17 protein-coding genes are annotated in these 19,032 nt (G+C 64.4%); 11 read left to right on the forward strand and 6 right to left on the reverse strand.

What is annotated here, in order from left to right; genetic code table 11:
* Positions 1-15: 15 nt before the first annotated feature.
* Both CAF92_RS24340 and CAF92_RS24345 read right to left on the reverse strand, forming a co-directional pair.
* Positions 16-699, reverse strand: coding sequence for a TetR/AcrR family transcriptional regulator (locus CAF92_RS24340; protein WP_046615372.1), 684 nt, complete (start codon positions 697-699; stop codon positions 16-18).
* Between the two features lie 139 nt (positions 700-838).
* Positions 839-1,723 (reverse strand): hypothetical protein, encoded by an 885-nt coding sequence (locus CAF92_RS24345; protein WP_085602164.1) that lies wholly within the window; start codon positions 1,721-1,723, stop codon positions 839-841.
* Positions 1,724-1,921: 198 nt separating this feature from the next.
* On the opposite strand from CAF92_RS24345, the gene CAF92_RS24350 reads away from it, so the two are divergent.
* The 4 genes from CAF92_RS24350 to CAF92_RS24365 all read left to right on the forward strand — a co-directional run bounded on the left by CAF92_RS24350 (position 1,922) and on the right by CAF92_RS24365 (position 5,942).
* Entirely contained in the window at positions 1,922-2,902 is a 981-nt protein-coding gene (locus CAF92_RS24350) for an aliphatic sulfonate ABC transporter substrate-binding protein (protein ID WP_085602165.1), read from the forward strand.
* A 16-nt stretch (positions 2,903-2,918) separates the two neighbouring features.
* A complete protein-coding gene (locus CAF92_RS24355) occupies positions 2,919-4,310 on the forward strand; it encodes an LLM class flavin-dependent oxidoreductase (protein WP_046615375.1) in 1,392 nt (463 codons plus the stop codon).
* A gap of 106 nt (positions 4,311-4,416) precedes the next feature.
* A complete protein-coding gene (locus tag CAF92_RS24360) occupies positions 4,417-5,253 on the forward strand; it encodes a bifunctional allantoicase/(S)-ureidoglycine aminohydrolase (RefSeq protein WP_085602166.1) in 837 nt (278 codons plus the stop codon).
* Between the two features lie 89 nt (positions 5,254-5,342).
* Positions 5,343-5,942 carry an START domain-containing protein gene (locus CAF92_RS24365; protein ID WP_046615376.1) on the forward strand — a complete coding sequence of 200 codons (600 nt, stop codon included), beginning with the start codon at positions 5,343-5,345 and terminating at the stop codon, positions 5,940-5,942.
* Positions 5,943-6,088: 146 nt separating this feature from the next.
* Here the strand turns inward: CAF92_RS24365 and CAF92_RS24370 are convergent, their stop codons facing one another.
* The 3 genes from CAF92_RS24370 to pobA form a co-directional block, all read right to left on the reverse strand.
* Positions 6,089-6,970: a LysR substrate-binding domain-containing protein gene (locus CAF92_RS24370; RefSeq protein WP_085602167.1), complete on the reverse strand. Its 882-nt coding sequence runs from the start codon at positions 6,968-6,970 to the stop codon at positions 6,089-6,091.
* Positions 6,971-7,040: 70 nt separating this feature from the next.
* Positions 7,041-8,831, reverse strand: a complete 1,791-nt coding sequence (gene ggt, locus CAF92_RS24375) for a gamma-glutamyltransferase (RefSeq protein ID WP_085602168.1) — start codon at positions 8,829-8,831, stop codon at positions 7,041-7,043.
* A 215-nt stretch (positions 8,832-9,046) separates the two neighbouring features.
* A complete protein-coding gene (gene pobA, locus CAF92_RS24380; RefSeq protein WP_046615379.1) occupies positions 9,047-10,234 on the reverse strand; it encodes a 4-hydroxybenzoate 3-monooxygenase in 1,188 nt (395 codons plus the stop codon).
* A gap of 172 nt (positions 10,235-10,406) precedes the next feature.
* On the opposite strand from pobA, the gene CAF92_RS24385 reads away from it, so the two are divergent.
* The 3 genes from CAF92_RS24385 (at position 10,407) to CAF92_RS24395 (ending at position 12,802) form a co-directional block, all read left to right on the forward strand.
* Positions 10,407-11,285, forward strand: coding sequence for a helix-turn-helix domain-containing protein (locus tag CAF92_RS24385; RefSeq protein ID WP_085602169.1), 879 nt, complete (start codon positions 10,407-10,409; stop codon positions 11,283-11,285).
* A 199-nt stretch (positions 11,286-11,484) separates the two neighbouring features.
* Complete coding sequence (locus tag CAF92_RS24390) at positions 11,485-11,883, forward strand: MerR family DNA-binding transcriptional regulator (RefSeq protein ID WP_013972930.1); 399 nt, start codon at positions 11,485-11,487, stop codon at positions 11,881-11,883.
* 19 nt (positions 11,884-11,902) lie between these two features.
* Complete coding sequence (locus CAF92_RS24395) at positions 11,903-12,802, forward strand: hydroxymethylglutaryl-CoA lyase (RefSeq protein WP_046615381.1); 900 nt, start codon at positions 11,903-11,905, stop codon at positions 12,800-12,802.
* A 531-nt stretch (positions 12,803-13,333) separates the two neighbouring features.
* Here CAF92_RS24395 and CAF92_RS24400 read toward each other — a convergent pair.
* The gene (locus CAF92_RS24400; RefSeq protein WP_046615382.1) at positions 13,334-13,852 is read right to left on the reverse strand and encodes an MgtC/SapB family protein; all 519 of its coding nucleotides are present in this window, start codon (positions 13,850-13,852) and stop codon (positions 13,334-13,336) included.
* Between the two features lie 232 nt (positions 13,853-14,084).
* On the opposite strand from CAF92_RS24400, the gene CAF92_RS24405 reads away from it, so the two are divergent.
* From CAF92_RS24405 to CAF92_RS24420, 4 genes are all read left to right on the forward strand, one after another.
* Positions 14,085-14,324: a DUF3203 family protein gene (locus CAF92_RS24405; protein ID WP_046615383.1), complete on the forward strand. Its 240-nt coding sequence runs from the start codon at positions 14,085-14,087 to the stop codon at positions 14,322-14,324.
* A 121-nt stretch (positions 14,325-14,445) separates the two neighbouring features.
* Entirely contained in the window at positions 14,446-15,849 is a 1,404-nt protein-coding gene (gene ccoG / locus CAF92_RS24410) for a cytochrome c oxidase accessory protein CcoG (RefSeq protein WP_085602170.1), read from the forward strand.
* 50 nt (positions 15,850-15,899) lie between these two features.
* On the forward strand, positions 15,900-17,309 hold the full coding sequence (gene mapR / locus CAF92_RS24415) for a GntR family transcriptional regulator MpaR (protein ID WP_085602171.1): 1,410 nt from the start codon (positions 15,900-15,902) through the stop codon (positions 17,307-17,309).
* Positions 17,310-17,366: 57 nt separating this feature from the next.
* Positions 17,367-19,022, forward strand: a complete 1,656-nt coding sequence (locus CAF92_RS24420) for a PAS domain-containing sensor histidine kinase (RefSeq protein ID WP_085602172.1) — start codon at positions 17,367-17,369, stop codon at positions 19,020-19,022.
* Positions 19,023-19,032 lie beyond the last annotated feature (10 nt).

Here is a 19,032-nt window from a genome sequence, read left to right on the forward strand (position 1 = left end):
GGCACTGGAAAACCTTCAGGGGCGATGCTCGATCTGGATGTACCGCAACACCGCATCACAGATCATGGCCTTGTGACGCAGCTTGACCTGCTCATCGGACAGGTCGATCTGGAAGATCTCGCCAAAGGTGTGGCGGTTCGACACCCGGTAGAAGCAGAACGAGCTCATCAGCATGTGCAGGTCGATGACCTCGATGCCGGCGCGGAACACACCTTCCTGCACCCCACGACGCAAGGTGTTGCCCAGGGCCTCGAGCACCAGGCTGCTCATTTCGCGAATCGCCGGTGACTGCTTGACGTACTCGCCGTAGTGGATGTTTTCGGTGCAGATGATCCGCACGAAATCGACGTTGCGGTCGTGGTGATCGAAGGTGAACTCCACCAGCCGGCGGATCGCCTGCTCGGCCGGCAGCGACTCCAGCTCCAGGCTTTGCTCGGTCTTGCGGATGTCGCCGTACAGTTTGATAAGGCACTCGCAGTACAGCTGCTCCTTGCTGCCGAAGTAGTAGTAGATCATGCGCTTGGAGGTGGCGGTGCGCTCGGCGATGGCGTCGACACGGGCACCTGCCAGCCCTTGCTGGACGAACTCGTTGATGGCGGCCTGAAGGATGTCCTCGCGCGTTTTCTCGGGGTTGTTCTTGCGCGTCTTGCGCCCCCCTTCGGTTTCAGGCTGGCCGAGGCCGACTACGGAATCACTCATACCCACTCACAGGCTGTTTATTGGAATGGGGGGATTATCCGCGAGCGCGCCCATGCAGGGAAGCGCGCTGTTGGTCGTGTAGCCATCACCCACCGCTGCTGCCCACCCACAAACTGAGCCTGCCCAGCCAGGCGCAGGGTCAATCGCGCTGGGCGGTATTGCGCTCCAGCGGCGGCGTCAGGTGCAGCACACGGTTGCGCCCGCCTTCGGCCAGCAGGTAGCCACCCTTGCCATCGGCGACGATCGACTGCGGCGCCTTGAGGAACGACAGCACGGTCTGCCGCGCGCCATCGGCGCCGATGCGCAGCAGCCGGGCACGGTGGGTGTTGTCTTCGCTGATCCACAGGCCGCGCTGGTCACAGAACAGGAACGTCGGGTTGCGCAGGCCATCGACCACCACCGGGTCCCGGCCATCGTCGGACAGCGCACGGACCTTGCCGCTTGCCTTTTCGGTATACAGCAAACGCCCGTCGCTGCAGCGGGTCAGGCCTTCGGTTTCGGTGAGGCCGGAGCGCAGCACATCGAGCTGGCCGCTGCGCCAGTCATAACGCATCAAACGGCCATCGCCCTTGCGGTCCTCGATGGCGTAAAGGTGCTCGCCGTCGTTCCACAGGCCCTGCACGCTCTGGCCGTCGAACAGCCGCGTGACCAGGCCATCGCGGGCCAGGCTGACCGGGGCAAACCCGCCTTCCTGACTGAACACCCAGCCTCCCTGCGCAGCCACCATACCGTCGGGCTTGGACAGGTTGTCGATGACCACCACCCGATCGCCCTGGGCGGTGATCCTGAGGATGCTGCCACGGCCGTCGTCCAGTTCGCGGCTGACCAACAGGCTGCCATCGGCTTGCGGCAACAGAGATGCGGCCTTGGTCACGTCGCGGTGCAACACCTCGACGCCCCAGCCGGAGGCAGCCTGCACCGGGTAGAAACTCTGCCAGGCAAAGAAGCCCAGGGTGGCCGTGAGCAGGCCGGCGCTGGCGGCCAGGGCGATGCGAGTGCTGCGCTTGCGCAGGAAGTGCGACATGTAGGGCTCCTCGGAAATGCCGGGGGAGCCTAGCAAGCGAATGTGAATAAAATGTCGAAATGGACCATTCATCACAAAACAAAAGGATATAAAAATAACAAAACGTTCTAACAAATTGGAATATTGAAATTGAAAGCCAAACGCCACCTCCTTAGTCTGGGCACACCGCTTCCCTTCCAATATCAAGGAGCAATGCCCATGCCCGCCCGTGCCTTCTCCCCCTTGCGCCGCCTGTTGATCGGCGGCTTGCTGGCCAGTGTCGCCAGTACCCTGTTGCCCTGGTCCCAGGCCCTTGCCGACGAGGCCAGGACCCTGCGCATCGGTTATCAGAAGTTCAACAGCATCAACATCCTCAAGGGCAGCGGCGCCCTGGAGAAGGCCCTGGCGCCGCAAGGCGTGAAAGTCAGCTGGCACGAGTTCGCCGCCGGTCCGCAGCTGCTAGAAGCCTTGAGTACCGGCGCCATCGACCTCGGCCATGCCGCCGACGCACCCTCGGTGTTCGCCCAGGCCGCAGGCAAGCCGGTGGTTTACCTGGCCGCCGAGCAACCCTACCCACGCGGCATCGGCCTGGTGGTGCGCGAGCAGGACCACCTGACCAGCGTGCAAGACCTCAAGGGCAAGCGCGTGGCCACCGGCCGCGGCTGGAACGCCCAGTACCTACTGGCCGTTGCCCTGGAACAGGCCGGCCTCAGCTACCAGGACATCACCCCGGCCTACGTCAACAACGCCGCCGATGCCGTGGCAGCCCTGCAATCGGGCAGCGTCCAGGCCGTGACCCTTTGGGACCCGTTCCTTGCCGCGGCAGAGAGCCAGCCAGGCCTGAAGAACCTGCGCGACGGCAGCGGTCTGTCCAACAACCGCACCTTCTATCTGTCCACCGCCAGCTTCGCCGACCAGCATCGCGCCTTGCTGAAGACCTTCTTCGTCGAACTGGGCAAAGTCAGCCAGTGGGCCAATACCAAGCCTGCGGAAGTCGCCGCATTGCTGGCCCCGCAACTGGGGATCAACGCCAACGTGCTGCAAGTGGCCAGCGAGCGGCGCAACTACAATGCCGTGGCCATTACCCCGCAGATCGTTGCCGAGCAACAGAAGCTGGCCGATACCTTCCAGGGCCTGGGCCTGATTCCACGCAAGCTGCAGGTGGCCGACGCGGTCTACCCGGCTTCCGTGCTGCCTTGAGCGGAGCGCGCCCACCATGCCCCGCCCGATCCGCTTCAACGCCTTCAGCATGAATGCCGCCAGCCACCAGTCCCCCGGTCTGTGGCGCCATCCGCGCAACACCAGCGTGGCCTTCAACCACCTGAGCTATTGGACCGACCTGGCCCGACTGCTCGAACGCGGCCTGTTCGACGCCCTGTTCATCGCCGATGTACTGGGCATCTACGACGTTTACCAGGGCGGCCCCGAAGCCGCCCTGCGTGGTGGCGTGCAGGTGCCGGTCAACGACCCGCTGCTGCTGGTGCCGGCCATGGCCGGGGTGACCGAGCACCTGGGCTTCGGCGTCACCTTCTCGCTCACCTACGAACACCCCTATCCCTTCGCCCGGCGCATGTCCACGCTCGACCACCTGAGCAATGGCCGGGTCGGCTGGAACATCGTCACCGGCTACCTCGACAGCGCCGCGCGCAACCTGGGCCTGGCGCGCCAGCTGGGCCACGACCAGCGCTATGACCTGGCCGAGGAATACCTGCAGGTGCTGTACAAGCTATGGGAAAAAAGCTGGGACGACGATGCGGTGGTGCTGGAGCGTGACAGCGGGCGCTACATCGAACCCGCCAAGGTGCACCCTATCAGCCATGTGGGCGAGCACTTCCAGGTGCCAGGCATGCACCTGTGCCAACCTTCGCCCCAACGCACGCCGGTGCTGTTCCAGGCCGGTGCTTCGGCGCGCGGCCAGCAGTTCGCGGCGCGGCACGCCGAATGCGTGTTCATCAGCGGGCCGACGCCCACGGTCCTGCGCCGCTACGCCGACGGCATCCGCCAGGCCAGCGAGGTCGCCGGGCGTGGCCGTGAAGAAGTGCTGATCTATGCCCAGGCGCTGTTGATCGTTGCCCCCACCCGGGAGGAGGCCGAGGCACGCTTTGCCGAATACCGCCGTTATGTCGACCTGGACGCCGCCCTGGCGCTGTTGTCAGGCTGGACCGGCATCGACTTTGCCGGCCTCGACCCCGATGCGCCCATCGAATACGTCGAAAACGATGCCGGCCGCGCAGCCCTGGCCGCCTTCACCGCCGCCGACCCGAACCGCAGCTGGACCGTGCGCGAGGCTGCCGAGTTCGTTGGCCTGGGCGGCCGTGGCCCGGTACTGGTGGGTACTGCCAGCGAAGTCGCCGACCAACTGGAAAGCTGGCTGGACCAGACCGGCATCGATGGCTTCAACCTGACCTACGCAGTGCAACCGGACGACCTGGCCCACGTGGTCGAGCTGCTGGTGCCCGAGCTGCAACGCCGTGGGCGCTACCCGTTGAGCTATGCCGAAGGCACCTTGCGTCACAAGCTGTTCGGCCAGGGCGACCGCTTGCCGGAAGGGCACGCTGGCCGGCAGGTTCGCATTCAGCCGACAAATACCGGGTATTCCAACATTTAATTTGTGGATGGCACACACTCGACCCTATTCTGTCGCCACATCCCCTGCGCCGCACCGGCCGGTGCGGTTCACGGCATGGGGAGAGAACAACAAGTCGAGATCGTCCATGTCGAACCATTCGTACTTCGCCCCCCACGGTGGGCACCCGGCTCAGACCGAGCTGCTGACTGACCGTGCCATGTTCACCGAAGCCTATGCCGTCATCCCCAAGGGCGTGATGCGTGACATCGTCACCAGCCACCTGCCGTTCTGGGACAAGATGCGCATGTGGGTCATCGCCCGCCCGCTGACCGGTTTTGCCGAAACCTTCTCCCAGTACATCGTCGAAGTGGCCCAGGAAGGCGGCAGCGAGCGCCCTGAGCTGGACCCGAACGCCGAAGCCGTGGTGTTCATCGTCGAAGGCGAACTGGACATCACCGTCGAAGGCAAGCACCACACCCTGGTACCGGGCGGCTACGCCTTCCTGGCCCCGGGCGCCGAGTGGAGCCTGCGCAACAACAGCAAGTCCAACGTCACCTTCCACTGGCTGCGCAAGCACTACCAGAAGGTCGAAGGCCTGGACGTTCCCGAGTCGTTCGTCACCCACCGTGACAACGCCACCGTCATCGAAATGCCGGGCACCGAAGGCCGCTGGGTCACCACCCGCTTCGTCGACATGGCCGACATGCGCCACGACATGCACGTGAACATCGTCACCTTCCAGCCGGGCGGCGTGATCCCGTTCGCCGAGACCCACGTGATGGAACACGGCCTGTACGTGCTGGAAGGCAAGGCGGTGTACCGCCTGAACCAGGACTGGGTCGAAGTGGAAGCCGGCGACTTCATGTGGCTGCGCGCCTTCTGCCCGCAAGCCTGCTACGCCGGCGGCCCAGGCAAGTTCAGCTACCTGCTGTACAAGGACGTGAACCGTCATGTGCACCTGACGCTGAACCCCAAGCGTTAAGCCCAGGCTGATGCCCTCAAGCCCGCCAACCTGGCGGGCTTTCTGTTTGCCGCGCATACTGAAACACCCACCCCCGCGCGGTACCAGCCATGAACCGCTGCCTGCTGCTCGCCGCCCTGCTGCTCTGCCCCCCCACCCCAGCCGCCGATGACTGGAACCTGGCCTACGACCGCGAAGGCATCCGCGTTTACCTGAGCGCCACCCCCGACTCGCCCTACCAGCAATTCCGTGGTGTCAGCACCATGAAAGCCAGCGTTCGCACGCTCACCGACCTGCAGGAGAACCTTCGGGTAGCCTGCAAGTGGCTGTACGCCTGCGCCGAAATGCGCCTGCTGGATGTGCAGGGCGAAAACACCTGGGTGTACCTGACCACCAACCTGCCGTGGCCGACCATGCCGCGGGACATCGTGCTGAAGGTCACCACCGAACGCCTGGACGACGGCACGCTGCTGCGCCACCTCAGCGCCGAGCCAGGCAGGATACCCAAGGTAAAGGGGCTGATCCGCGTGCAGCACCTCAGCGGTGAGTGGCGGATGAAACCGCTGGGTGAGCGCGAGACCGAGGTGATCTACCAACTGCAGGCCGACCCGGCGGGCGATGTGCCGGGGTGGCTGGCCAACCGATTTGTGGTGGATGCGCCAGTGGTGACGTTGCGGACATTGCGGGCGGTGGCCGAGCGCCAGCCTTGAAATGCACGCACGGCTCTATCGCCGACAAGCCAGGCCCCCATTCCGATCGCGCCGTTCTCAAGGCCAGGAACTGATTTGCAGGTGGTCCGCGTACCCTGTGGGAGCCGGCTTGCCGGCGATGGGCCGCAAAGCGGCCCCAAACCATGTCAGATCCCGCCACCCGCAAGCAGTTGCGTCATCACCTCGGCCAACGCCTTGACCATCACATCTGCCGTCGGCCGGTGGACGATGACGATTTCGTAGCTGTCGACCTCCGGCAACCCTTGCCCTGCCCCCAGCACCCGGTGCTCGCCAGTCGCCGCCCGTGGCGGCAGCAGGCTGATACCCATGCCATCGGCGACCGCGGCCTGGATGCCGCTGAGGCTGGAGCTGGTGAAACTGATTCGCCAACGCCGGCCCATGCCTTCGATGGCGGTGATCATGTCGTCGCGGTACAGGCCGCGGGGCGGGAAGGTCACCAGCGGGATCGGGTCCAGCTCGAAGGCGGGCGCGCGCGCGCTGTCGATCCACTGCAGGCGTTCGGGCCAGCAGGCCACGCCTTCGCGGCTGTTGCGCCGCTGCTTGAGCAACACCAGGTCGAGTTCACCGTTGTCGTAGGCCTGGCTGAGGTCGCGGCACAGGCCGCTGGTCACTTCCAGCTTCACCTGCGGGTGCAGCCGGCTGAACGCCGACAGTGCATTGGTGGTACGCCCACCCACGAAGTCCTCAGGCACGCCAAGGCGCACGGTCACGCCGACCATTGCCCCGGCCAAGGCTTCGAGCATCTGGTCGTTGAGGGCCAGCATGTGCCGGGCATAGCCGAGCAGGGTCTGCCCGGCGTCGGTCGGCAACACGTCGCGATTGCCACGCACCAGCAGGCGGTGGCCAACCATTTCCTCCAGGCGGCGCACCTTCTGGCTGATGGTCGATTGGGTGGAGTGCAGGCGGGCAGCAGCCGTGGTGAAGCTGCCGCAATCGGCCACCACGACAATGGCACGCAGGAGGTCGAGGTCGAACAGGGCCCTATTCGATTTCACGCTGATGGACATCTTGATATTCAACTTCTGAATGGCAAGACTGACTTCTATCACGCCACCTGCTGCACCGCAACGCGGGCCGCTAGTCGCCAACAGCCTCGCCCTCGCGCCGAGGGTCGGCACCACCCGACCAACCCTCGCCACTGCGCTGGATGATCTGCGTGCCACTGGTCATGGTCATCGGCGTCACCTCATGCCCCCAGGCTGCCAACTGCCGGATCAGTGCCGGGCTGGTCAACCCCGCCTCTACTTCGGTGCCGGCATTGCGGCTGCCGAAGTTGGGCAGGCCGGCGGCCTGCTGCGGGTCGAGCTGCCAATCCAGCAGGCCGATCAGCGCCTTGTTCACGTAGCCGATGATCTGCGAGCCACCGGGCGAGCCCAGGCTGGCCACCAGCTCGCCAGAGGCTTGCGAGAACACCAGGGTCGGCGCCATGGCGGACAGCGGCCGCTTCCCTGGTTGCAACCGATTGGCCACGGGCTTGCCTTGTTCCCGAGGGATGAACGAGAAGTCGGTCAGGTGGTTGTTGAGCAAGAAACCCTTGACCATAAGGTGCGAGCCGAACGCTGCTTCCACCGACGTGGTCATGGCCAGGGCCTGGCCGCGGTCGTCCACCGCGCTGAGGTGCGAGGTGGAAATGCGCAGCGGCGAGCGGTCAGGCGCCAGGGCCAGGTCGGCCCCCTGCGGCTGACCGGGGCGGGCGCGTTTCATGCTGTACTCGCCGACCTGCGCGGCGCGGCTGGCCAGGTATGCGGGGTCGGTCAGGGCCTTGAGCGGCACCGGCACGTAATCGCTGTCGGCCAGGTACTGGGCGCGGTCGGCATAGGCCAGGCGCTCGGCCTCGGCAACCAGGTGCACGGCCAGCGGCGGGGCTTCCAACCCGGCAACGGACGAAGTGCGCAACGGCCGCATGGCGGCAAGGTCGCGCTGTGGCGACGCTCGCTGCAGTGCTTCGAGGATGCCCAGGGTCTGTAGCACCGTCACCCCACCCGACGACGGCGGTGGCATGCCACAGATGCGCCAGGCCTTGTAGGGGCCGCACAGCGGCTCGCGCACCCTGGCCCGGTATTGCTGCATATCCTGCAACGACAGGTAGCCGGCATTGGCATGGCTGCGCACCTTGGCGGCGATGGCTTCGGCGATCTCGCCGCTGTAGAACACCTCGGGGCCCCGCTCGGCAATCTGCTCGAAGGTTTGCGCAAGCTCAGGGTTGCGCAAGGTAGTCCCCACCGCCAGCGGCTTGCCGTGCTCATTCAGGAAGTAACGGGCCATGGCTGGTGAATGGGGAATGAACGGGTCGCCCGCCACCAGCGTGTGAAGGCGCTCGGAAACCGCAAAACCGTTACGGGCCAGAGCAATGGCCGGGGCGAACAGGTCGCGCCAAGGCAGCTTGCCGTGCTGCTCATGGGCCAGCTTCAGGGCATGCAGAACCCCCGGTACGCCCACCGAACGCCCGCCGATCTGCGCCGCCCTGAACGGCATCGGTGAACCATCGGCTTGCAGGAACAGGTTTTCCGTGACCGCCGCCGGGGCTGCCTCGCGACCATCGAACGCCTGTACGCGCTGGCCATCCCAGTAGAGGATGAACGCCCCGCCACCAATGCCGCTGGATTGCGGTTCGACCAGGGTCAGCACCATCTGCATGGCGATGGCCGCGTCGATGGCGCTGCCACCGGCACGCAGCATCGCACGCCCCGCCTCGCTGGCCAGCGGGTTGGCGGCGGCGGCCATGTGCCGGCCGGCATGCACCGGCTGCAGGCCGGTGCGGTAGCCGGAGGCCAGTTCCGGTGGTGCGGGCAGCACCTGGTCGGCACAGGCCCAGCCACTGGCAGCTACCAGGCACAAGGCGCCCATCAGGGGGGAGGAGAATGTCATCGTTGTGCTTCCTGCCGTTACCTATTCAGCAAGGCACTGTCGGTGATGCGCAAACTTGACTTCAAGCCCTGTCGTATTTTTTTTCAAAGTGGCACGGGCTTCGCGCGTATCGCACGCAAGCCAGCTACACCTCGACTGCATCGACCTCAAGCATTGCGCAGTACCTGTGGGAGCTGGCTTGCCGGCGATGAGGCCAGGACAGGCAGCACACGGCCTCAGGCCACTTCTTCGAACGGCAGCCCTACATAGTTCTCGGCAATGTTCACCAGCCCCGCCGGCGAGGTCAGGAAATATTCGCGGTCGGCCTCCTGCATCTTCTGGTCCCAGGCGTCCTTGTGGCTGCCGAAGTCATGCAGCAGCTGGGTCATGAACCAGCTGAATCGCTCGCCTTTCCACACCCGGCGCAGGGCCAGCGGCGAATACTGCTGCAGCAGGTCGGTGCGCCCTTCGCGATACACCTTGACCAGGATGCGGTACAGGTAGTTGACGTCCGATGCGGCCAGGTTCAGGCCCTTGGCGCCGGTCGGCGGGACGATATGCGCAGCATCCCCGACCAGGAACAGGTGGCCATACTGCATCGGCTCGACCACCAGGCTGCGCAGCGGGGCGATGCTCTTTTCCAGGGCCGGGCCGGTGACCAGGCGCGCAGCCACGTCTTCGGGCAAGCGTGCCTTCAACTCCTCCCAGAAGCGCTCGTCGGACCACGCCTCTACCTGCTCTTCCAACGGAACCTGCAGGTAGTAGCGGCTACGGGTGTGCGAACGCTGGCTGCACAACACGAAACCGCGTTCGTGGTGGGCGTAGATCAGTTCGTGGTTGACCGGTGGCGTGTCTGACAGCATGCCCAGCCAGCCAAACGGGTAGACCCGCTCGTACTGCTTGAGGATGCCCTCGGGGATGCTCTGCCGCGAGACACCGTGAAAACCGTCACAGCCGGCAATGTAGTCGCAGTCCACCCGGTGCACCTGGCCGTCTTTTTCATAAGTCAGGTAGGGCCGTTCGCCCTTGAGTTCGTGCGGCTGGACATTGCTTGCCGAATAGATGATCGGCGCGCCGCTGGCTTCACGTGCCTGCATCAGGTCACGGGTGACTTCGGTCTGGCCGTATACCATCACTGTCTTGCCACCGGTCAGGGCCTTGAGGTCCAGGCGTTGGCGGCGCCCGCCGACCAGCAGTTCGACCCCCTCGTGTACCAGGCCTTCACGGTCCATGCGCTCGGCCACACCGGCTTCACGCAGCAGGTCGACCGTGCCTTGCTCCAGCACCCCGGCACGGATGCGGCCAAGCACGTATTCGGGCGTCTGGCGTTCGACGATGAGCGTATCGATACCGGCCTTGTGCAGCAGTTGGCCCAGCAGCAGGCCAGATGGACCTGCACCAATAATTGCAACCTGAGTTTTCATTGTTGTTGTCTCTGTACGGACGACGCCGGCCCTGGACTGGCAGTGGAGCGGCATCTGCTGTTAGGGTTTGCCCTTGCATTTTTACTGGCAAAAACAGCCATTGAAGTGTGCTATTCCATGCATAACCTGCACTTTTACAAAAAACGTTCGATTAACGGACAGGCCAGCACGCATGAAATCCACCCTCCCCGGCGTCCCCTTGTTCAAGCTGTATGGCGAAAACCAGGCCTGGCCCGGCACCGACCTGCTGCACTGCGAGTCGATCCCGGCGCGTAGCCGTTTGCACCATTGGGAAATCAAGCCGCACCAGCACGCCGAGCTGTTCCAGTTGCTGTATGTGCAACGCGGCCGAGCCGAGGTGGAGGTCGAGGGGGTGCGCAGCATCATCAGCGAAGCGGCAATCCAGGTAGTGCCGCCGATGACCGTGCACGGCTTTCGCTTCAGCGCCGATATCCAGGGGCATGTGCTGACCTTTGGCACGGCACTGGTGGCCGACCTGGAGCAGCGCCTGGGCGCGCCGCTGGCGGTGCTGGCGAAGGCGGCGTGTTACCCGCTTGGTCGGGACCGGGTGCGCTTGCGCAGCCTGATCGAAACCCTGCAGCAGGAATACCAGGGCAATGCCCCGGCGCGGGCGGCACTGCTCGAGGCGCTGGTGACGGCGCTGATGGTGTGGATCAGCCGCCGCCAGCAGCTGGGTCAGGCACCGCGCAACCGCGATGAACGTGACCGCCAGTTGCTGGGGCAGTACCTGCGCCTGGTCGAGGCGCATTACCGTGAGCACCTGTCGGTGGAGGACTTTGCCGCGCGGCTGAATATTCCGAGTTTGCAGTTGAACCAGCTGTGCCGGGCGCTGAGTGGGCAGACCGCGCTGCAGGTGGTGCACCAGCGCTTGCTGCTGGAGGCGCGGCGCAACCTGATCTATACGCGGATGAGCATCGGGCAGTTGTCGGATAGCCTGGGGTTTACCGACCCCACCTATTTTGCCCGGTGGTTCAAGCGGTTGAGTGGACAGACACCGAATGGGTATCGCAGGTCGGGTTTGTCTGAGTAATTTTTTCGCCCGTGCTGGCCTCTTCGCGGGCTTGCCCGCTCCCACAGTGACTGCGCAGCCCTCAAGACCTGTGCACTTCCTGTGGGAGCGGGTTTACCCGCGAAGAGGCCGGCACAGGCAGCACCCATCTCGCGCCCCTGCTTGACGTATACGTCAACCTACCCTCAGGATACCCGCATACCCCACGCCGAGCCCCAGCATGAGCACCCAGACCTACAGCATTTCCGACCTGTCCCGCGAACTGGACATCACCACCCGCGCCATCCGCTTCTATGAGGAACAGGGCCTGCTGAGCCCCGAGCGCCGCGGCCTGGAGCGTATCTATTCGGCGCGTGACAAGGTCAGCCTGAAGCTCATCCTGCGCGGCAAGCGCATCGGCTTTTCGCTGGCCGAATGCCGTGAGCTGATCGAGCTGTACGACCCCTCCAGCGGCAACCTCAAGCAGCTCAACAGCATGCTGGCGAAAATCGCCGAGCGCCGCGCCCAGCTGGAACAGCAGATGCTCGACATCCACCAGATGCAGCTGGAGCTGGACACCGCCCAGGAGCGCTGCGAACAAGCCCTGGCCGCCACCCTGAACAACAAAGACAACCGCTGAACGCCACAGGAAACCCGCCATGCCTTTGCCCAAACACGTCCGCCTGGTCGAAGTAGGCCCCCGCGACGGCCTGCAGAACGAAGCCCAGCCCATCAGCGTCGCCGACAAGGTGCGCCTGGTGGACGATCTCACCGAAGCGGGCCTGGCCTATATCGAAGTGGGCAGTTTCGTCTCGCCCAAGTGGGTGCCGCAGATGGCCGGCTCCGCCGAAGTGTTCGCCGGCATCCACCAGCGCCCGGGGGTCACCTATGCAGCGCTGGCCCCCAACTTGCGCGGTTTCGAGGACGCCCTGGCCGCCGGCGTGAAGGAGGTGGCGGTGTTCGCGGCCGCTTCCGAAGCCTTCTCGCAACGCAACATCAACTGCTCGATCAGCGACAGCCTCAAGCGCTTCGAGCCGATCATGGAAGCCGCGCGCAACCACGGTGTGCGCGTGCGCGGCTATGTGTCGTGCGTGCTCGGCTGCCCCTATGAAGGCAAGGTCAGCGCCGAGCAGGTCGCCCCGGTAGCCCGTGCCCTGCACGACATGGGCTGCTACGAGGTATCGCTGGGCGACACCATCGGCACCGGTACCGCCGGCGAAACCCGACGCCTGTTCGAGGTGGTCGCGGCACAGGTACCGCGCGAGCAACTGGCCGGTCACTTCCACGATACCTATGGCCAGGCCCTGGCCAATGTGTATGCCAGCCTGCTCGAAGGCATCAGCGTGTTCGACAGTTCGGTGGCCGGGCTGGGCGGCTGCCCCTATGCCAAAGGTGCTACCGGCAATATCGCCAGTGAAGACGTGGTGTACCTGCTGCAAGGGCTGGGCATTGAAACCGGCATTGACCTTGAGCGGCTGATCACCGCCGGCCGCCGCATCAGCAGCGTGCTGGGCCGCGACAACGGGTCGCGGGTAGCGCGGGCGCGTAGCGCGCAATAAGTCATACGGGTGTCACATTGGTGTGGGTGAGTGTTACCGCCCCCACGTTTTGCAGCAAAAAATCGGGTAACAGGGAAACAAATCGGCAGAATTTCAGGCCGGTCGATTTCGACAAAAATCGCCAAACGCTTGATTTAAAAGGGTTTTAAAAAGTTGGCACGCACCCTGCTATATCTCTGGTACAACAACAAAAAGAATGTGACACCCAATAAAAACAACAGGTAACGGCTCTGACATAACAAGAACAACACGGCAGAGGCGTAGCAAGCAGATTTTTTTGGAGTCGACACGCTTTTCAGGGGTACGCCCCGCGGTCTGGCACAGAACAATAAAACTACCTTCAGGTAGCGGCAGCCAGGTTCGGATCAGCAATGATGAAGGCAGGTCAGCGCTCAAAAAAATACGTTTGCTCTTGACCCCGCATGGGGGTCGCCCGCAACAACAGGACAGGCTGACAAAAACAACAAAAGGCCGGTCCCAATAATAAAAAAAGAGCAGGCAACAACGCTTTGGGGGGAGCTTCGGCTCCCCTCAGTGCTTCCTGCCCTCTTCCTCCTCCTGCTTTCCCTCATCCTGCCCCTCGAGCTTGTCCACCAGCAACGGCATCGTGCCCAGCACCAGCAGGGCCAGTATCGTGCTGATCAACGCCGTGGCTTCGCGGCCCATACCGGCTGCCGTACCGATGGCGGCGGTCATCCACAACCCGGCGGCAGTGGTCAGGCCCTTCACATGGCTGGCGTCCTGGCCGTTGCCCTTGAGAATGGTGCCCGCACCCAGAAAACCGATACCGGCGACAATGCCCTGGATCACCCGGCTCAGCGCCTGCTCATCGGCCCCGGCCATGCTCGGTGCCAGCACGAACAGCGCGGCGCCCAGCGAAACCAGCATATGCGTACGCACCCCGGCGGCCTTGCCCTTGTGCTCACGCTCGAAGCCCAGCACGGCGCCGAGCAGGGCTGCCATCAGCAGGCGTACGAGGATTCGCGTGACCTCGCGCTGGTCGGTGATATCGGCAAATTCGGCCTGGATTGCTTGCCAGATGAGGTCCATTGCGTTGTTCCATGCTTAGCATTGTGTTGTCAGGGCCGGCCTCTTCGCGGGTAAACCCGCCCCCACAGGTGTTCCGATCCCTGTGGGAGCGGGTTTACCCGCGAAGAAGCCGGGCCTGCCATCTACAAAGACTGACCTATGAACACAGCGCAAAGTGCCGCTCAGCTTCCTGATGCAGAAACCGCCGTCCCCCTGTGGTCCACCCTGTAACCACCCCCAGGAGGACCACCCCATGCCCGTTGAAATCGATGAAACCACCCGCCGCTGCACCCTCATCAGCGAAGACCTGCGCATCGAGGGTGATGGCCCGTCCATCGAAATCGTCACCGACGAACAGCTGCGCATGTCCGTGGCCTTGCTCGCCGGCCAGCGTGTGCCCATCACTGAAGCCGAGGCCGATGCACTGACCGTGGCGGGTGCGGTGGATAGCCGCAGGCATCTGAAGGCCAGCACTCCAGGCTCGGTAATCTGAGGCCTGGCGGGGCCCGCCCGGAAATCTGATACGGTTTTTATCGCAAAATCTGAGCCTGTGCTGATAACAGCCTCAGGGCCATAGTGCTCATGCCTGATCGAGGCCTGATGAGCACCGAGCCATGAACGATAGAATCCCTTTCACAGAGATCGCCACCGCCCCAGCCAGCCCCCTGCCGCGACGCGCCGACAATGGTATCCATACCCGCAGCTTCACCGGGCTGTACCGCAACCTGCGCATCGGCTTCGCCGGCGCCCTGTTCGTACTGTTCTTCGGCACCGCCTGGCTGAACTGGAACGGCCGCCAGGCCGTGCTGTGGGACCTTGGCAACAGCAAGTTCCACATCTTCGGCGCCACCTTCTGGCCGCAGGACTTCATCCTGCTGTCGGCGCTGCTGATCATCTGCGCCTTCGGCCTGTTCGCCATCACCGTGTATGCCGGCCGCGTGTGGTGCGGCTACAGTTGCCCGCAAAGCACCTGGACCTGGCTGTTCATGTGGTGCGAAAAGGTCACCGAGGGCGACCGCAACCAGCGCATCAAGCTGGCCGCCGCGCCCTGGAGCCTGAACAAACTGGCTCGTCGCACGCTGAAGCACAGCCTGTGGTTGGGCATTGGCGTGCTCACCGGGCTGACCTTCGTCGGCTACTTCACCCCGATCCGCCCCCTGGCGGCAGAACTGTTCACCTTGCAACTGGGCGGCGTGGCGCTGTTCTGGGTGCTGTTCTTCACCGCCGCCACCTACGTCAATGCCGGCCTACTGCGCGAAGCGGTGTGCCTGCACATGTGCCCCTATGCGCGCTTCCAGAGCGTGATGTTCGACAAGGACACCCTGGCGGTCGCCTATGATCCGCGTCGCGGTGAAGCCCGTGGCCCGCGCAAGAAAGGCAGTGACCTCCGCGCCCAGGGCCTGGGCGACTGCATCGACTGCACCTTGTGCGTGCAGGTATGCCCCACCGGCATCGATATCCGCGATGGCCTGCAAATGGCGTGCATCGGTTGCGCGGCATGCATCGATGCCTGTGACGGGGTAATGGACAAGATGGGCTACGCCCGTGGCCTGATCGGCTACAAGTCCGAACGCAGCCTGCAAGGTGGCACCACCCATTGGCTGCGCCCGCGCCTGCTGGGCTACGCTGCCGCGCTGGGGGTGATGATCGCGGCGCTGGTGGTGGCCTTGCAGCTGCGCCCGATGGTGTCGCTGGACGTGATCAAGGACCGCGGCCTGTTCCGCGAGAATGCCCAGGGCCAGATCGAGAACATCTACCTGCTCAAGGTCATCAACAAGACCGAAAGCACCCGGCACTACGAGCTGCGCCTGCTGGACGCCGACGGCTTCAGCCTGCAAGGCAAGACCTCATTCATGATCCCGGCCGGTGAAATGAGTGAACTGCCGGTGTCGGTGGCGATGCTCGCCGAGCGCCCGGCCAGCAGCTCGCAGACGCTGAGCTTTGAAATCAGCGAGCGCGACGACCCCAGCATCCGCAGCGTGGCCCACAGCCGCTTCGTCGCACCGATGAACCGTTGATCCCTTACACTGATTCCACCTTGCCTGCCAGGCTTCGACAGAAGGCCAGAATGAAACGCTACGAACGCTTTGCCGACGACATCGCCGAACTGATCCGCTCCGGGGTGCTGGGCCCCGGCCAGCGCGTACCCTCGGTGCGCTATGCCAGCCAGACCCACGGGGTCAGCCCGTCCACGGTGTTCCAGGCCTACTACCTGCTGGAGCGGCGCGGGTTGATCCGTGCCCGGCCGCGCTCGGGCTATTTCGTCAACGCCCACGCCCCGCGCCAGTTCAGCGAGCCGCAGGCCTTGCAGCCGGTCAGCGAATCCACCGACGTCGACGTCAGCGCGCTGGTGTTCTCGATCCTCGACTCGATCAAGGACCCAAACACCGTGCCGTTCGGCTCGGCCTTCCCCAGCCCCGAGCTGTTTCCGCTGCAACGCCTGGCGCGCTCGCTGGCCAGCGCCAGCCGCAGCATGGACCCGCGCATGGTGGTGACCGACCTGTCACCCGGCAACCCGCAGCTGCGCAGGCAGATTGCCCTGCGCTACATGGTCGGCGGGCTGATGCTGCCGATGGAGGAGCTGCTGATCACCAACGGCGCGCTGGAAGCCTTGAACCTGTGCCTGCAGGCCGTCACCCAGCCCGGCGACCTGGTGGCCATCGAAGCCCCCGCCTTCTATGCCTGCCTGCAGGTACTGGAGCGGCTCAAGCTCAAGGCCGTGGAAATCCCTGTGCACCCGCGTGAAGGCATGGACCTGGGTGTGCTGGCGCAAACGCTGGAGAAGCACCCGGTCAAGGCCGTGTGGTGCATGACCAACTTCCAGAACCCGGTGGGTGCCAGCATGCCGGAAGCGAAAAAGCAGGCACTGGTAGAGCTGCTGGCGCGTCATCAGGTGCCATTGATCGAAGACGATGTGTACGCCGAACTGTACTACTCGCAACAGGCACCCAAACCGGCCAAGGCCTTCGACACCCAGGGCCTGGTGATGCACTGCGGCTCGTTCGCCAAGAGCCTGGCACCCGGCTACCGCATCGGCTGGGTGGCAGCCGGGCGCTTTGCGCAGAAGATCGAACGGCTCAAGCTGATGACCTCGCTGTGCGCCTCGATGCCGGCCCAGGCGGCCATCGCCGACTACCTGCAGCACGGTGGCTACGACCGCCACCTGCGCAAACTGCGCTATGCCCTGGAAGGCCAGCAGGCCAACATGCTGGCGGCCATTGCCCGGCATTTCCCGGCGCAGACGCGGGTCAGCCAACCGTCCGGCGGCTACTTCCTGTGGCTGGAGCTGCCCGAACAGATGGACGCCCTCAAGTTGTTCCACATGGCCCTGGCCCAAGGCATCAGCATCGCCCCCGGGCCGATCTTCTCGCCCACCCGGCGCTTCGGCAACTGCATCCGCCTGAACTACGGCAGCCCCTGGCACGAGGATGCCGAACAGGCCATGGAAACCCTGGGGCGGATCATCCGCTCGTTCTGATGGCTGCTGCCCCGGTGGGCGACTATAGTTGCCCGATACGCTCACCGGGCCCTCGCCATGCAAGCAGATTCGCTCCCTTCATTGGCACAGCTGCAAGCGCGTGTCGCAGAACTGGAAGCTCGCCTGGCCAAGCGCGACGACACGGTACAGGCCCATATCCAGCTGCTGGGCGAGCTGCTCGACAACAGCCTGGCCAACGTGTTTGCTGCCGACCGCAGCATGCGCCTGATAGCGATCAACCGCATGGCCCGGGAAACCTTCGAGCGTTACCGTGGCTTCGTGCCGCAGATCGGCGATTACGTGCCACAGTTCCTGATCAACCAGCCTGACATCATGGGCCGCCTGGCACCGGTGTGGCCACGCGTGCTGGCCGGCGAAGCCTTCATCGACACCATCACCCTCGGCCCGCCCGACGCCCCCCGCCACTACGAGATTCGCTACCACCCGTTGCACGATGCGCAACAGCAAGTCCAGGGCGGGTATCTGTTTGCCTATGACATCACCAAGCGCACGGCCGAGCAGGAGCGCCTGCGCCAGGCCGAAGAAGCCCTGCGTCACTCGCAGAAAATGGAGGCGGTCGGCCAGTTGACCGGTGGCATCGCCCACGACTTCAACAATTTGCTGGGTAGCCTGCTTGGCGCACTGGAGCTGGCAGAGCAACGCCTGAGCCAGCAACGCCTTGCCGACACCGCCCGCATGCTTGAGCTCGGCCGTAGCAACGCACTGCGCGCCTCAGCCCTGGTGCAGCGGTTACTGGCCTTTTCGCGTCAGCAGACGCTGATGCCACAGGCGGTGGACGTGCAGCGACTGGTTGCCGACATGCATGACCTGATCCGCAGCTCGACCGGCCGTCACATCGACTTCCAGGACCGCACGCTGGCTGCACAATGGTCGATCCGCATCGACCCGCAACAGCTGGAGAACGCCCTGCTCAACCTGTGCATCAACGCACGTGACGCCATGCCGCTGGGCGGCACCTTGCGGATCGGCTGCGAAAACGCCGATCTCGAAGCGGCCGACGCCAAGCGCTTGGACCTGCCGCCAGGCCACTACCTGCACATTCGAGTCGAGGACACTGGCGTGGGCATGTCCAGTGAGGTGCTGCAACGCGCCCTCGAACCCTTCTTCACCACCAAGCCACTGGGCCAGGGCACTGGCCTGGGATTGTCCATGGTCTATGGCTTTGTTCGCCAGTCCGGGGGCCAGCTGCTGATCGACAGCGTCATCGGGCAAGGCACTTGCGTTCACCTGTACCTGCCCCGGGACCGGAGCGCTCCCGCAACCTGCCACGACGAGCCAGCAACATCCGCCACCGCGCCCCTGCAGGCGCGCGGGTGCCGGATCATGCTGGTGGAAGACCAACCGGCCTTGCGCCTGGTGCTGGTCGAAGTGCTGACGGAGCTGGGCCACCAGGTGCAGGCATTCGAGGGCGGCCACCCGGCGCTTGAATCGTTGAAGGAAGGGCCGCCACCGGACTTGCTGATTACCGATGTCGGCCTGCCTGGGCGGGTTGACGGTTATCAGCTCGCAGAGGCCTACCAAAACCTTGTGGAGCATGCCCCGGTATTGCTGATTACCGGCTACGACGCTGCCGATACGATGCACTTTGCCCGGCCCGACAGGCGCACCGAACTGCTGCACAAACCCTTCGACCTGAGCACCCTTGGCGAACGGATCGAGCGGCTGCTGGGCATTGCGCCACACCCGCGTTGACTGGCTATTC

The organism is Pseudomonas sp. B10(2017) (genome assembly GCF_002113295.1).
Taxonomy (GTDB): Bacteria; Pseudomonadota; Gammaproteobacteria; order Pseudomonadales; family Pseudomonadaceae; genus Aquipseudomonas; species Aquipseudomonas pudica.

Bases quoted from the DNA above. Each gene is read 5' to 3' on its own strand.
- CAF92_RS24340 (WP_046615372.1), bottom strand. From the start codon at position 699: ATGAGTGATTCCGTAGTCGGCCTCGGCCAGCCTGAAACCGAAGGGGGG.
- CAF92_RS24345 (WP_085602164.1), bottom strand. From the start codon at position 1,723: ATGTCGCACTTCCTGCGCAAGCGCAGCACTCGCATCGCCCTGGCCGCC.
- CAF92_RS24350 (WP_085602165.1), top strand. From the start codon at position 1,922: ATGCCCGCCCGTGCCTTCTCCCCCTTGCGCCGCCTGTTGATCGGCGGC.
- CAF92_RS24355 (WP_046615375.1), top strand. From the start codon at position 2,919: ATGCCCCGCCCGATCCGCTTCAACGCCTTCAGCATGAATGCCGCCAGC.
- CAF92_RS24360 (WP_085602166.1), top strand. From the start codon at position 4,417: ATGTCGAACCATTCGTACTTCGCCCCCCACGGTGGGCACCCGGCTCAG.
- CAF92_RS24365 (WP_046615376.1), top strand. From the start codon at position 5,343: ATGAACCGCTGCCTGCTGCTCGCCGCCCTGCTGCTCTGCCCCCCCACC.
- CAF92_RS24370 (WP_085602167.1), bottom strand. From the start codon at position 6,970: ATGTCCATCAGCGTGAAATCGAATAGGGCCCTGTTCGACCTCGACCTC.
- ggt (WP_085602168.1), bottom strand. From the start codon at position 8,831: ATGACATTCTCCTCCCCCCTGATGGGCGCCTTGTGCCTGGTAGCTGCC.
- pobA (WP_046615379.1), bottom strand. From the start codon at position 10,234: ATGAAAACTCAGGTTGCAATTATTGGTGCAGGTCCATCTGGCCTGCTG.
- CAF92_RS24385 (WP_085602169.1), top strand. From the start codon at position 10,407: ATGAAATCCACCCTCCCCGGCGTCCCCTTGTTCAAGCTGTATGGCGAA.
- CAF92_RS24390 (WP_013972930.1), top strand. From the start codon at position 11,485: ATGAGCACCCAGACCTACAGCATTTCCGACCTGTCCCGCGAACTGGAC.
- CAF92_RS24395 (WP_046615381.1), top strand. From the start codon at position 11,903: ATGCCTTTGCCCAAACACGTCCGCCTGGTCGAAGTAGGCCCCCGCGAC.
- CAF92_RS24400 (WP_046615382.1), bottom strand. From the start codon at position 13,852: ATGGACCTCATCTGGCAAGCAATCCAGGCCGAATTTGCCGATATCACC.
- CAF92_RS24405 (WP_046615383.1), top strand. From the start codon at position 14,085: ATGCCCGTTGAAATCGATGAAACCACCCGCCGCTGCACCCTCATCAGC.
- ccoG (WP_085602170.1), top strand. From the start codon at position 14,446: ATGAACGATAGAATCCCTTTCACAGAGATCGCCACCGCCCCAGCCAGC.
- mapR (WP_085602171.1), top strand. From the start codon at position 15,900: ATGAAACGCTACGAACGCTTTGCCGACGACATCGCCGAACTGATCCGC.
- CAF92_RS24420 (WP_085602172.1), top strand. From the start codon at position 17,367: ATGCAAGCAGATTCGCTCCCTTCATTGGCACAGCTGCAAGCGCGTGTC.